The sequence below is a fragment of the Micromonospora sp. CA-244673 genome, from assembly GCF_050948395.1.
In the GTDB taxonomy this organism is placed as follows: Bacteria; Actinomycetota; Actinomycetes; order Mycobacteriales; family Micromonosporaceae; genus Micromonospora.
The window spans coordinates 2,650,863-2,663,697 of the sequence record NZ_CP192019.1 but is presented as its reverse complement, the minus strand read 5'-3'; the positions used below and the strand labels follow the sequence as shown (position 1 = coordinate 2,663,697).

14 protein-coding genes are annotated in these 12,835 nt (G+C 74.8%); 5 read left to right on the top strand and 9 right to left on the bottom strand.

Annotated elements, in window-relative coordinates:
- Positions 1–176 precede the first annotated feature (176 nt).
- The gene (locus ACQP12_RS12430) at positions 177–1,748 is read left to right on the top strand and encodes a glycosyltransferase family 4 protein (protein WP_433289243.1); all 1,572 of its coding nucleotides are present in this window, start codon (positions 177–179) and stop codon (positions 1,746–1,748) included.
- Positions 1,730–3,394 carry a glycosyltransferase family 2 protein gene (locus tag ACQP12_RS12425; RefSeq protein WP_433287604.1) on the top strand — a complete coding sequence of 555 codons (1,665 nt, stop codon included), beginning with the start codon at positions 1,730–1,732 and terminating at the stop codon, positions 3,392–3,394. Before ACQP12_RS12430 ends, ACQP12_RS12425 begins: the two co-directional genes overlap by 19 nt.
- 21 nt (positions 3,395–3,415) lie before the next feature.
- Here the strand turns inward: ACQP12_RS12425 and ACQP12_RS12420 are convergent, their stop codons facing one another.
- The 4 genes from ACQP12_RS12420 to ACQP12_RS12405 all read right to left on the bottom strand — a co-directional run bounded on the left by ACQP12_RS12420 (position 3,416) and on the right by ACQP12_RS12405 (position 6,167).
- A complete protein-coding gene (locus ACQP12_RS12420; protein WP_357944730.1) occupies positions 3,416–3,709 on the bottom strand; it encodes a DUF6510 family protein in 294 nt (97 codons plus the stop codon).
- A gap of 17 nt (positions 3,710–3,726) precedes the next feature.
- Positions 3,727–4,461 carry a ferredoxin reductase gene (locus ACQP12_RS12415; protein WP_433287602.1) on the bottom strand — a complete coding sequence of 245 codons (735 nt, stop codon included), beginning with the start codon at positions 4,459–4,461 and terminating at the stop codon, positions 3,727–3,729.
- A gap of 1 nt (position 4,462) precedes the next feature.
- The gene (locus ACQP12_RS12410; protein WP_357945339.1) at positions 4,463–5,053 is read right to left on the bottom strand and encodes a sulfite oxidase-like oxidoreductase; all 591 of its coding nucleotides are present in this window, start codon (positions 5,051–5,053) and stop codon (positions 4,463–4,465) included.
- A gap of 94 nt (positions 5,054–5,147) precedes the next feature.
- On the bottom strand, positions 5,148–6,167 hold the full coding sequence (locus ACQP12_RS12405) for a TerC family protein (RefSeq protein WP_433287600.1): 1,020 nt from the start codon (positions 6,165–6,167) through the stop codon (positions 5,148–5,150).
- A gap of 250 nt (positions 6,168–6,417) precedes the next feature.
- Between ACQP12_RS12405 and ACQP12_RS12400 the strand changes: the two genes are divergently transcribed.
- Complete coding sequence (locus ACQP12_RS12400) at positions 6,418–7,563, top strand: CaiB/BaiF CoA transferase family protein (protein WP_433287598.1); 1,146 nt, start codon at positions 6,418–6,420, stop codon at positions 7,561–7,563.
- A gap of 36 nt (positions 7,564–7,599) precedes the next feature.
- Here the strand turns inward: ACQP12_RS12400 and ACQP12_RS12395 are convergent, their stop codons facing one another.
- Positions 7,600–8,004: a DUF2267 domain-containing protein gene (locus ACQP12_RS12395; RefSeq protein ID WP_433287596.1), complete on the bottom strand. Its 405-nt coding sequence runs from the start codon at positions 8,002–8,004 to the stop codon at positions 7,600–7,602.
- Between the two features lie 156 nt (positions 8,005–8,160).
- Here ACQP12_RS12395 and ACQP12_RS12390 point away from each other — a divergent pair, with 156 nt between their 5' ends.
- Both ACQP12_RS12390 and ACQP12_RS12385 read left to right on the top strand, forming a co-directional pair.
- The gene (locus ACQP12_RS12390; protein WP_091266256.1) at positions 8,161–8,430 is read left to right on the top strand and encodes a DUF2795 domain-containing protein; all 270 of its coding nucleotides are present in this window, start codon (positions 8,161–8,163) and stop codon (positions 8,428–8,430) included.
- A 9-nt stretch (positions 8,431–8,439) separates the two neighbouring features.
- On the top strand, positions 8,440–9,102 hold the full coding sequence (locus ACQP12_RS12385; RefSeq protein ID WP_433287594.1) for a DUF1345 domain-containing protein: 663 nt from the start codon (positions 8,440–8,442) through the stop codon (positions 9,100–9,102).
- A gap of 236 nt (positions 9,103–9,338) precedes the next feature.
- Here the strand turns inward: ACQP12_RS12385 and ACQP12_RS12380 are convergent, their stop codons facing one another.
- From ACQP12_RS12380 to ACQP12_RS12365, 4 genes are all read right to left on the bottom strand, one after another.
- Positions 9,339–10,007 carry a hypothetical protein gene (locus ACQP12_RS12380; RefSeq protein ID WP_433287592.1) on the bottom strand — a complete coding sequence of 223 codons (669 nt, stop codon included), beginning with the start codon at positions 10,005–10,007 and terminating at the stop codon, positions 9,339–9,341.
- Between the two features lie 32 nt (positions 10,008–10,039).
- Positions 10,040–11,011 carry a pirin family protein gene (locus ACQP12_RS12375; RefSeq protein WP_433287590.1) on the bottom strand — a complete coding sequence of 324 codons (972 nt, stop codon included), beginning with the start codon at positions 11,009–11,011 and terminating at the stop codon, positions 10,040–10,042.
- A gap of 154 nt (positions 11,012–11,165) precedes the next feature.
- On the bottom strand, positions 11,166–12,089 hold the full coding sequence (locus ACQP12_RS12370; RefSeq protein WP_433287588.1) for a hypothetical protein: 924 nt from the start codon (positions 12,087–12,089) through the stop codon (positions 11,166–11,168).
- Between the two features lie 121 nt (positions 12,090–12,210).
- The gene (locus tag ACQP12_RS12365) at positions 12,211–12,759 is read right to left on the bottom strand and encodes a hypothetical protein (RefSeq protein ID WP_433287586.1); all 549 of its coding nucleotides are present in this window, start codon (positions 12,757–12,759) and stop codon (positions 12,211–12,213) included.
- Positions 12,760–12,835: the final 76 nt, after the last annotated feature.

Below are 12,835 nucleotides of genomic sequence, written 5' to 3'. Positions count from 1 at the left end.
CTCCCCACCGGCGTCCCCCAACCGCCTCCTGTAGGTCACCTTGCCGTCACGTCGGCGTAGCCCCGCCGACCGATGCCTCCGCCAGCGTGGTGTCGCGCCGGAGAGGCCGGCCGACCAGCGGAGGACCAGCAGTGGCACACGACGAGGCGACACCGCCGCGCCGCGGCCGGATCGTCATGCTCGTCGACAACAAGGTCGAGGGCGACTCCCGGGTGCAGAAGGTCGCCCGGTCCGCCGCCGAGGCCGGGTGGGACGTGACCCTGCTCGGCCGCTCCCCCGACGGCGCCGAGCGGAGCTGGCGGCTGGGCGCCGCCGAGGTGCGGCTGCTGCCGATGCCGGAGCCGCTGCACCGCCGCCGGCACGAGTTCCGCCGCTCGCTGCGCTGGCCGCTGGCGTACCGGTCGGACGGCATCGCCGAGCACCGCGCCCAGTGGGTCCGGGCCTGGCGGGCGGACCTGGCCGTCCGCGCCGCCCTGGTGACGCGACGCGCGGCCGACGGCGAGCTGGCCGGCGCCCGGCTGGGACGGGCCCGGCGCGCGCTGCGCCGGCGGGAGGTCGCCGCCCGGCTGCTCGACCGCTGGGTGTGGCTGCGCACGAAGATGATGAACAGGGTCCGGTACGGCCGCCGCTTCCGCAGCCCGTGGGACCGGGCGTACACGCTGTTCTGGCAGCTCGTCCAGGGCGACCGGGCGTGGCGGCGGCTGGAGCCGGGGCTCTGGGACTACGAGCTGGCCTACGGCCCCGAGGTGGACCGGCTGCGCCCGGACCTGATCCACGCGCACGACTTCCGGATGCTCGGCGTCGGCGCCCGCGCCAAGATCCGCGCCGCGGGCCAGGGCCGCCGGGTCGCGCTGGTCTGGGACGCCCACGAATTCCTGCCCGGGATCAAGCCGTGGCGGGACCATGCCCGCTGGCTGCCCGCCCACCGGGCGCACGAGCGGGAGTACGCCCCGTACGCCGACACGGTGCTCACCGTCTCGGCGGACCTGGCCGAGCTGCTGCGCCGCGAGCACCGGCTCGCCGAGGCGCCGGGGGTGCTGCTCAACGCCCCCGCCGACGACCACCGCCCGGCCGACGACGCGCCGCCGCCGGACCTGCGGGCCGAGTGCGGGATCGCCCCCGACGTGCCGCTGCTGGTCTACAGCGGCGCGGCGGCCCCGCAGCGCGGGCTGGACACCCTGGTCGAGGCCCTGCCCCGGCTGCCCGGCGCGCACCTCGCGCTGGTGGTCAACCCGGCGCTGCGCTACGTCGAGCGGCTCGCCGAGCGGGCCGCCCGGCTCGGTGTCGCCGACCGGCTGCACGTGCTGCCGTACGTGCCGCACTGGCAGGTGGTGCCGTTCCTGTCCGGCGCGGACGTCGGGGTGATCCCGATCCACCGCTGGCCGAACCACGAGATCGCCCTGATCACCAAGTTCTTCGAGTACGCGCACGCCCGGCTGCCGGTGGTGGTCAGCGACGTGCGGACCATGGCGGCTGCGGTGCGGGAGACCGGCCAGGGCGAGGTGTTCCGGGCCGGCGACGTCGACGACCTCGTCCGCGCGGTGACCGCCGTGCTGGCCGACCCCGCCCGGCACCGCGCCGCGTACGACCGGCCGGGCCTGCTCGCCGCCTGGACGTGGTCGGCCCAGGCCGAGGTGCTGGAGGCGGCGTACCGCCGGCTGCTGCCCGAGGTTCCATCCCCGCCCGACGCGGACACGCCCGAATCGTCGACTCCCCGAGGAGCGCTCCGGTGCCCACCCCAGACGTGAGCGTCGTCATCCCGGTCTACAACACCCGGCCCTACCTGCGGTCCTGCCTGGACTCGCTGCTGCGCCAGACGATCGGCCGGGACCGGCTGGAGATCGTGGCGGTGGACGACGGCTCGACCGACGGCAGCGGCCGGCTGCTGGACCGGCTCGCCGCCCGCCACCCCGGCACCGTGAAGGTGCTGCACCAGGCCAACTCCGGCGGCCCGGCTACGCCCTGCAACCGGGGCCTGGAGGTGGCCACCGGCCGGTACGTCTTCTTCCTCGGCTCGGACGACCACCTCGGCCCGGAGGCCCTCGAACGGCTGGTCGCCGCCGCGGACCGGTACGGCTCGGACGTCGTACTCGGCAAGGTGGTCGGGGTCAACGGGCGGCACGTCTTCTCCGACGTCTTCGCCGCCGGCAACGCGGTCGACGTGAGCCTGTTCGACTCCGCGCTGCCCTGGTCGCTGGCGAACACCAAGCTGTTCCGGCGGGACCTCGTGGACCGGCTCGGGCTGCGCTTCCCCGAGGACATGCCGGTGCTCAGCGACCAGCCGTTCACCCTGGCCGCCTGCTATCACGCCCGGCGGATCTCGGTGCTCGCCGACTACGACTACTACCACGCGGTGCGCCGCCTGGACGCCCGCAACATCACCTACCACAGCCGGGTCGACCAGCGCCTGGTCAGTGTGGAGCGGCTGTTCGCGTTCGTGGCCGGGCTGATCCCGGCCGGCCCCCGGCGGGACGCGGTGCTGCGCCGGCACGTCGGGCTGGAGCTGGCCAACCTGGTCGGCGACGACTTCCGCCGCCTGGACCGCGCGGCGCAGGAGCGGGTGCACGCGGTGGTCCGCCGCCTCATGGAGCGGTACGTCACGGACGGGCTCCGCAGCCGGCTCGACATCGAGGCCCGCCTGCGGCTGGGCGCGGTGACCGCCGGAGGCGTCGACGAGCTGCTGGCGATCATCGACCAGGACGCCGAGCGGGGTGTCCCGGCCACGGTGGTCGCGGACGGCCGCTGGCACGCCGGCTACCCGGGCGCGCCGGCCGCCTGGACCGACGTCACCGAGGTACGCGCCGACTGGCTGGCCCGGCTGGACACCGTGACGGTGAGCTGGGCGGACGCACACACCCTCGCGGTGACCACGCGCAGCCCGTACCCCCGTTTCGCCGCGGAGGCGGGGCCGGTGCGGCTGGTGGCCGGCCCGGTCGCCGGCACCACCCTGTTGGACGCCACCGACCCGACCGGCCGGACCGTGCGGACCGACTTCCCGGTCGACCGGCTCCTCGCCGGCAGCGCCGCCAGCGGCCAGCGCCACCCGGTGCGGGCGGAGGTCGACGGTGGCCACGGCCGGGGCAGCGCCCCGGTCCGCGCGCCCCGGCTCGCCGCCGGCCGCCCCCGGCTGCTGCGCCAGGGCGCCCGCCTGTACGGGGTGGCCGCGACCGTCGACCCGCGCAACGGCCAGCTCGTGCTGTCGGTGGTTCCGGTGACGGCCGGGCAGCTGGTCAGCCGGCTGCGCCGGCGGTGGCGGCGGAGCGCGCCGGCCGTCGCCCGCCCGGTGCCCGCCCCGGCGCCGGCCCGGCCGGCGGGCGCGCCGGCGCCCCTCAACCCGACGAACCACGCCGAACCCAGCCCCGTGCAGGTGGGCCAGCTCACCGTCACGTCCTGACGTTCGGGGCGCCCCGCCGGGTCAGAGCGGGCGGGGGTGGGGTTGGTCGAGGGGCATGGGGATCTGGAGGTAGGTGGTGCCACGCAGGTCGAGCCAGGCCTGGTCGGGGGCGCGGACCAGGCGCACCATCACCTCGGTGCAGGCCGGGCAGCGTCCGATCAGGCCGGGCGCGTGCGAGTAGACGTGCAGCCCCGCCATCGGGCCGGTCATGCCGCAGTGGTCGCAGCGCCCGATGGCGGAACTCAGGTCGACCGCGAAGACTTCGCGCAGCGGTCCGTCGAGCATGTTGCCGTCCACGTAGGACATGTCGGTCATGCGCTCTCCTCGGGTGGTCAGCCGGTCGGGCCGAACCGCTCGGTCTTCACCCGCCGGGTCGGGTGGCCCAACCCCACCAGCAGGTCCGCCACGGTCTCCACGAAACCGGTGGGGCCGCAGACATAGCAGAGCGGCTCCAGGTCGGGCGGCCAGCCGTGGGTGTTCACGTCGGCCACGCCGATCCGGTGCGGCTCGCCCCGCCAGCCCTCCGGCGCCGCGCGGGTGTAGACGTACGCGACGTCGAGGCCCTGGTCGTCACGCGTGCGGCGGCGCAGTTCGTCGGCGTAGAAGACGTCGTCGGGGGTGCGTACCGAGTAGATGAGGCGAAACGGCGCCCGGCTGCCGGCGGCCCGCCGGGCCCGGACCATCGCCATGAGCGGCACCACCCCGGAGCCGCCGCCCACCAGCAGCACCGGCGCGGTCTCGTCGGAGCGCCAGACGAACCAGCCGCCGATCGGCCCGCGCACCTCCACCGGGTCGCCCTCGGCGTAGGTGTCGGTGAGGTACGGCGACACCTCCCCGTCGGGCACCCGCTGCACGGTGACCACGATCCGCTCCCCCTCGGCCGGCCCGGCCAGGGAGTAGGAGCGGGCCGCCTGGTAGCCGTCGGCGGCGGTGAGCCGGATGTCGACGTGCTGCCCCGGCACGTGCCCCGGCCAGCCGGGGACGTCCAGCACGAGGGTCTGCGCGCTCGGCGTCTCGACCCGCCGCTCCACGAGCCGGGCGACCCGCCAGGTCAGCGCGGCGGCCACCTCAGTCGCCCTGGTAGCGCTGCTCGCGCCACGGGTCGCCGTAGTCGTGGTAGCCGGCGGTCTCCCAGAAGCCGGGCTGGTCGTCGGTGAGCAGCCGGACACCACGGACCCACTTGGCCGACTTCCAGAAGTAGAGGTGCGGCACGAGAAGCCGGGCCGGGCCGCCGTGCTCGGCCGGGAGCGGGCCGCCGTCGTAGGTGTGCGCCACCCAGGCCCGGCCGCCGCGCAGGTCGTCCAGCGGCAGGTTGGTGGTGTAGCCGCCGTAGGAGTGGACCAGGGCGTACCGGGCGGCCGTGTCGACGCCGTCGAGAAGGGTGTCCAGCGAGACCCCCTGCCAGTCGGTGCCCAGCTTGGACCAGTGGGTGACGCAGTGGATGTCCACGTGCGGCGTCTCCTGCGGCAGGCCCATCAGCTCGTCCCAGGACCAGCGGTACTCGGCGCCGTTCTCGGCGGTGAGCACGAATTCCCAGGTGTCCAGCGGCACCCGGGGCGTCGGCCCGGCGGAGAGCACCGGGAAGTCCTCGGTGAGGTACTGCCCCGGTGGCAGGGCCGGTTCGGCCGTACGGGGCCGGCCCTGAAAGCCCGGCGACACGATTCCCACGCGTCAGTCGTACCACCTGGGGTGGGGTCGGGGCGACGGGTTCGGCCGGGAGCCGCCGCGCCGGGTGACCGGCGCGGCGGCCGGGTCACCGCCGCTCGGCGACGACCGACCGCTCCCCGGGCGTGCGGTCGCGGGTCGCGCGCAGGCTGGTCAGGGTGACGATCACCAGGACGCCGATGATGACGCCCAGCGAAGCGAGGGTGGGGATCTGCGGCACGCCCGGCCAGATGCCGTGCGCCCAGTGCAGGCCCAGCTTGAGGCCGATGAAGGCGAGGATGGCGGCCAGGCCGTAGCTGAGGTGCACGAGGCGGCTCAGGGCGGCGTGCAGGACGAAGTAGAGCGCCCGCAGGCCGAGCAGGGCGAACGCGTTGGTGGCGAAGACCAGGTAGGGGTCCTCGGTGATGCCGTAGACGGCCGGCACCGAGTCGACGGCGAAGACCACGTCGGTGGCGAGCACCGCGACCACCACGAGGGCGAACGGGGTGAGCGCCCGCCGGCCGTGCTGCCGGATGGTCATCTTCGGACCGTGGTACTCGTCGACCACCGGCATGACCTTGCGCAGCAGCCGGACCGACCGCATCTTGTCGATGTCGACCTCCTGCTCGTGCCCGGTGAGGGCGTCGCGCAGCAGCTTGACCGCGGTGGCGATCAGGATGAGGGCGAAGAGCAGGAAGGCGAAGTCGAGAGTCTGCAGGGCGGCGGCGCCCAGGGCGATGAAGATCGCGCGCAACACCAGCGCGCCGGCGATGCCGTAGAGCAGCACCCGCTGGGCCAGCACGGCGGGCACCGCGAACGCGGCCAGCAGCAGCATGAAGACGAAGAGGTTGTCGACCGAGAGCGACTTCTCCACCAGGTAACCGGTGAGATATTGCACGCCCTGCTCGGACCCGTAGCGGCCCCACACCCAGCCGCCGAAGGCCAATGGCAGGGCGATGTAGAAGGCCGACCAGCCCAGCGCCTCCTTGAGGGAGACCTCGTGCGGCCGCCGGGTGACCAGGAAGTCGAGCACCAGCAGCGCCAGCACGCCCGCGATGGTCACCGCCCACAGGGTGGGGGTCCCCACCGACGACAGCTCGGCAGCGGACAGGTACGACAACTCGGTCATGGAGCCTCCTCGAACACGGTGCCATGTCCGAGGTCTCCTTCACCCACCCATGGTGGGCAACCACCCGAGGCGCGCCCGGGGCCCGCCGTACTGACCGGAATGGTTCGTGGGAAGTACTCCCCTCGAGGCTCCAAGGTTAGGGCAACCTCAACCCGCACGCCAAGTTTCGACGCGGATGATTGCCCTGGTCAACCGCTGTGCGGGGCGGTGGGGCGTGGTGCCCGGGCCACCCGGGCCCTATGGTGACGCGATGAACAACGGGCCGCTGACCGGCGTACGGGTGATCGAGCTGGCCGGCATCGGGCCCGGGCCGTTCGCCGCCATGATGCTCGCCGACCTCGGCGCGGACGTGGTGCGGGTGGACCGGATCGGCGGCGGCGGCTTCGGCGACATCCCGGGCGACCTGCTGAACCGCAACCGCCGCTCGCTCGCCGTCGACCTCAAGACGCCCGAGGGACGCGAGCTGGTGCTGGCCCTGGTCGCCGGGGCGGACGCGCTGGTCGAGGGCTTCCGGCCCGGCGTCACCGAGCGGCTCGGCCTCGGCCCGGACGACTGCCACGCCATCAACCCCAAACTGGTGTACGGGCGGATGACCGGCTGGGGGCAGGACGGCCCGCTCGCCCACACGGCCGGCCACGACATCGACTACCTGGCGCTGACCGGCGCGCTGCACGGCGTCGGCCGGGCCGGCGAACGCCCTGTGCCGCCCATGAACCTGCTCGGCGACTTCGGCGGCGGCGGGATGATGCTGGCCCTCGGCGTCGTGGCGGCGCTGTACGCGGTCCGCGCCGGCGCCCCCGGCCAGGTGGTCGACGCCGCGATCGTGGACGGCGTGTCGGTGCTGGCCACCCAGATCCACGCGCTGCGCCGCGTCGGCATGTGGCAGGACCCGCGCGGGGTGAACCTGCTCGACGGCGGCGCACCCTTCTACGACACGTACGAGTGCGCCGACGGGCGGCACCTCGCCGTGGGCGCCCTGGAGCCGCGGTTCCACGACGAGCTGGTCCGGCTCACCGGCTTCCCGCTCGACGGCGACGAGGCCCCCGACCGGCACGACCCGGCGAACTGGCCGGCGCTGCGGTCGGCCTGGGCCCGGCTGTTCCGCACCCGCACCCGGGACGAGTGGGCCGCCCTGCTGGCCGGCTCGGACGCCTGCGCGGCGCCCGTGCTCGACTGGGCCGAGGCCCCGGAGCACCCGCACCTGGCCGCCCGGGAGGTCTTCGTCGCGCCCGACGGGGTCCCCCAGCCGGCCCCCGCGCCGCGCTTCTCGGCCACCCCCACCTCCGTACGCCGGCCGCCGCCCCGACCCGGTGAGCACACCGACGAGCTGCTGGCCGAGGCCGGTCTCGACGCGGAACGGATCGCCGCCCTGCGCGCCGCCGGCACGGTCGCCTGACCGCTCACCCGGCGCCGCACCCGGCCCGGCTCGGCGTCAGCGGCGGGCCGCGGCGGGCGCCAGGGCCGGCTCCACCATGTCCCGGAAGTCGCGCGGCAACTGGACCACCACGTCCTGGAACTCCCCACCGGTGATCGCCTCGCGCAGGGTGCAGAACACGGCGCGCACCCCGTCGCGGGCGGTGTTCTCGTCGACGCCGGCGCGCACGGACACCCGGGTGACGAACTCGGCCGCCCCGAAGCGGTCGGCCGCCTCGGCCCGGGGGTCCGGCTTGAGCAGCCCCTGGAGGGGCTTCGGCAGCTGCGCGGCGAGATCCAGCACCTCGCCGCCGGTCAACCGGTCGGTGAGCGTCGCCAGCGTGGCCCGCGTCAGCTCCGCCGCCCGCTCCTGGGACCCTCCGGTACGCCGCGCCACCCGGCCGACGAAGGTGAGGTAGTGCATGGGTGGTACTCCCTTCGGTGCTCAGCACCGCGCGGCTACCCGTCCCGGCGGCGCGGAAACCGCGGCGGATTTCCACCGGTCCCGGGCGTGACCCGCGGTCCGGCGGGTAACCGCCGCCGGTCGTGACCGCAACTACAGGCGCGAGGAGCCCCACCCATGGCGAGTTACACCGACGTCCTCGAGTATCTGTCCGCGCTGGACTACCCGGCCGGCAAGGACGACGTCATCCAGGAGGCCGAACGGGAGGGCGCGCCGCCGGAGGTGTTGAAGGCGCTGCGGGCGCTGCCGCCGGTGGACTACGCCAACGGCACCGAGGTGGCCCGCTCGGCGGGCATCGACGCCGCCCCCGAGGTGGGTCGCTCGCAGCGCGCGGCGCAGGCCCGGGACCGCCACCCGCGGGTCTCGCAGCACCTGCGCGGCATCTGACCCCGCTCGGTGCCGCGTTGGACGGCCGGCCGGGTCCACGGGCACGTGCCGGCGGCGCTCCAGCTCGTGGTGATGGCGCTGGTCGGCGGCGTCGCCGCCGGCGCCACCGTTGTCATGCTCAGGCCGGCCCTCGCCCCGCTGGTGGGGTGGGACGCGGCCGCGCTGAGCTGGCTGGCTCTGCAGTGGGGACGGCTGTCCCGGCTGGACGCCGAGCGGACCGCACGGTTGGCGAAGCTGGAGGACCCCAACCGGGCCACCCGCGACGCCCTGCTGCTGGCCGCCTGCCTGGCCAGCCTGCTCGCGGTCGGCATGGTGCTGACCACCACGCACAGCCTCCAGCCCGGACTGCTCCGGGACCTCTACGGTGCTCTCGGCGTGCTGAGCATCGTGGTCGCCTGGTTCGTGGTGCACACCGTCTACACCACGCGGTACGCCCGGCTGTACTACAGCGGTGAGCCGGGCGGGATCAACTTCCACCAGGAGGAGCCGCCCTGCTTCTCCGACTTCGCGTACGTGGGCTTCACGGTCGGCGCGACCTTCCAGGTCTCCGACACCGACCTGTGCAGCTCAGAGATGCGCCGCACGGCGCTGCGGCACGTGCTGCTGTCGTATCTGTTCGGTGCGGTCATCATCGCCGCCACGGTGAACCTGCTCGCCAGCCTCGCGCAGTGAGCCTTGCCCAGTGCGTCTGGGAACCCCGGCGACAGGCGGGCGCCCCGGGCCACGAACCGCGACCTGGGGCGCCACGCAGCACCTGTCCCCGCCGGTCCGCGCCCGAACCGGGTCGCGACCGACAGGCGGTGGATGTTCGCCCGAACCGGGCGGGCATCGCTGCCACGATCATCATACGACGGGGCATCAGCCGAACGGGTGAGTATCGCGAAATTGTGGCCCGTGGCACGTCCCGGTCACCTGGTCACCTCGGCGTACCGCTTCTCCAGGTCCACCCGGGCCAGCGCCCCGACCAGCCAGGCCAGCCGCTCCGACTCGCCGCTCCCGGCCAGCCCGGCCAGGTCGTCGGCGGAGCGGCCCAGCCCCAGCCGGCGGGCCGCCGCGAGCGCCCGCCGGTCGGCCACCGGCGCCACCTCACGCCACACCGCCTGCACCTCGCGCAGGAACAGGTCCACGACCTCGTCGTCCACTCCGGGCAGCCCGGTCAGCAACCGCCGCTCCCGGCCCGGATCCTGGTGCGCCTCGGTGCGCAGCCGGCGCAGGTCGCCCCGGTACGCGTCCACCACGTTCTGCGCCAGGTCCCCGAGCGTGGCGGCGAGCGCGTCCACGTCGCCACGCTGCCCCGCGGCGCGCAGCACGCGGACCCGGTCGGCGTGCAACGAGCGGGCCAGCCGGGCGGCGCTGTCCCAGCCGGCGTCCCGCAACCCCGTCGCCGCGTCGATCGCCTTGTGGAAGTCGCCCCGCCGACTGAGCAGAACGGACAGGTAGAGCACCTGGAACAGCTGGGACGGGTTGTTCGTGACCCGGAACCCGTAGCGTTCGGCGAACCCCCGCCCGTCCCCGGCGAGCCGGCGGACCAGCCGCTTCTTGTCCTCAACACTGGAAATCGCACTGGTGGTGGGCATGCCCGCCGTCTACCCGGGGCGGGCCGGGGCATTCAGCCGAGCGTGCCGCCGCGCCGGTCCCGCGCCTTGAGCCGGGTGGTGGGCAGCGCCGGGGCGGGCAGCGGAGGCGCCGCGTCGTCGGCGACCGTGCCGAACCGCCGGCCCGCCATCCAGTCCTCGCGGGCGGCCGCCACCTCCTCGTGCGACCGGCCGACGAAGTTCCACCACATCACCAGCGGCTCCTCGAACGGCGTGCCGCCGAGCAGCAGCAGCCGGCTGCCCGGGGCGGCCCGCAGGGTCAGCGCGTCCCGGCCGGCGCCCAGGTAGAGCAACGCACCGGGGGCGAAGGCCACCCCGTCCACCTCGGCGGAGCCGGACATGGCGAGCAGCCCGTACTCGAAGTCGCGGCGCAGCGGCAGCGTGGCCGGCGCCGGGCCGCGGACCTCGAGCTGCGCGCCGACCAGCGGGGTGTGCACCACGGCCGGGGAGCGCTCCCCGCCCACCTCGCCGACGAGCAGCGTGACGTCCAGGTCGCCGTCCGCCCACCGGGGCAGGTCGGCGTGGTGCGCGAAGTCGGCCGCGCCGGCCCGGGCCGGGTCCGGCAACGCCACCCAGAGCTGCACGCCGTGCATCACCGGCGGGTGCACCAGGGGCGAACGTTCGGAGTGGGCGATGCCGTGGCCCGAGGTCATCACGTTGAGCTGGCCGGGGCGGATCGGCTGGACGTTGCCCAGGCTGTCCCGGTGCAGGATCTCCCCGTCGAGCAGCCAGGTCACCGTCTGCAGCCCGGTGTGCGGGTGCGGCGGCACCTCCATGCCCGGGCGCTCGGCCACGTCGTCCGGTCCGAAATGGTCGACGAAACACCAGGCCCCGACCAGCCGCCGCTGCCGCTGCGGCAGCAGCCGGCGCACCGTGGTGTAGCGCCCCAACGGCACGTCGTGCCCGGGCAGCAGCACGCTGCCCGGGTCCGTGGAGCCCACGCCAGGTGGGAGGGTCTGCGCCGGCAGGGATTCGGTACGGTCCACCGCCCGACTGTACGCTCAGCCGCCCGCGACGCTCACGGTGTTCGCCCTGCTCCGTGGGCCGCGACACGGACTGTCTTCATCTCGCTCAGCCGGCCGAGACGCTGACCGCGTTCGCGGCGCTCACCGGCCGACACGCTCACCGTGTTCACCGCGCTCAACCGGCCGAGACGCTGACCGCGTTCGCGCCGGCCACCAGGTCGAGGTCGAGCCGGTCGCGGGCTCCGTCCCAGCCGGGTGAGCTGATCACCTGGCCGGCGGCCACCCCGGTGCGGCGATCGTCGTACACGGCCACCGAACCCGCGCCCGCCGCGACCCGCACCCGGGCCGGCGACCCGCCGGGAACGATCACCGTCAGCTCGCTCATTCCGCCGCTCACCCGTACGGTCAGCGCCCCGCGTAACGGCGGCAGCCGCAGGCCGGTCCGGGACGCCCCGCCGACCAGCTCGACCCCCGCCAGCCGGGCCCCGCCCAGGTCGAGCCGCTGCTCGCTGACCCCGCTGGCCAGGCGCAGCCGCCAGGTGACCCGGGAGTTGAGCACCACCTCGACGGCGGCCGGCCCCGACCGGCCGTTGTCCTGGACGCGCAGCCGGACCCGGTCCCCGGCCAGCTCGGGCCGCGGGGTCACGCCCGCGCCCTCGGGCGCGCCGACCCGGTACAGGTCGTCGCCGAGGTCCGCGGCCCGCAGGGCGAAGCTGGCGAGCGGGTCGACCAGCTCGAAGTCGGCCTGCCGCCGGTCGCCCCGCGGGGCGGTGAGCGTCTCCTCGGCGGCGGCGGTCACACCGCCCGGCTGGTGGCCGTCGCCCAGCGTGGGCCGGTGGCCGTCGGGCGTCACCTGCCGGCCCCCGGTCGGCGTGGATCCGTGGCCCTCGGCCGGTGGCTGGTCGCCCTCGGCCGGCGTCGGCCGGTCGCCCCCGGTCAGCGGGGGCGCCTCGCCGGAGAAGGCGACCCCGAGCCGGGCCGGATGGGACAGCGTCACGACCACGGCCGCCACGCCGAGTGCCACCACCAGCACGGCGGCGGCGGCCAGCAGGCGCGCAGCTCCGGACCATCCCGACCCGGTCGGCTCAGAGTCGGTCATGGTTGTCCCCTCTCACCGGTCCCCATCGGCTGATACGTCTCCGTTCCGGGTTCAGTTCATTCCTGGAGACGCCGCTGGCCGGCACCCCGCTCGGGGGTGCCGGCCAGCGTTCGTTCGGCTGTCAGCTGTTCCAGTTGTGGGTGACGATGTCGGTGGCCTGCTGCTCCCACTGCGCGTAGGCGTCCGGGTAGGCCGAGACCTGCACGGTCTGCGCGGCGTCGGTCAGGGGCATCTTGTCCCAGCCGTCGACCTGCTTCAGGCCCTTCAGGAACGCCAGCGTCGAGTACTCCGGGTTGGTGATCTGCTCCGGCGTGCCCCAGCCACTGGTGGGGCGCTGCTGGAACAGGCCCAGCGAGTCGTGGTCGTTGGCGTCGCCGAGGTGCCCCAGGTTCTCCAGCTTCGACTCCTGCAGGCTCGTGGCGATCGAGATCACCGCCGCCCGCTCCGGCAGGCCCGCCTTCTTCGTCGCCGCGATGATCGCCTTGGCGTTGGCCGTCTGCTCACCGTTCAGCTCGATCTTGGACTGGGCGCCCTGCACGCTCACCGCGACCGGCGTGGTGCCCTGCACGGGGGCAGCGTCGGCGTGGGCGGCGACCGGGCCGGCGAAGATGCCACCGGTGAAGGCCAGACCAGCAATACCCAGCACGCTCTTACGCAGCATCGTGTTCATGGGGGTAGCTCCATTCGGGGGTTGGCGCACGCGGCCGATGGGGGTCGGCAAGGGGTGGTGTGCGCAAGCACCGTCA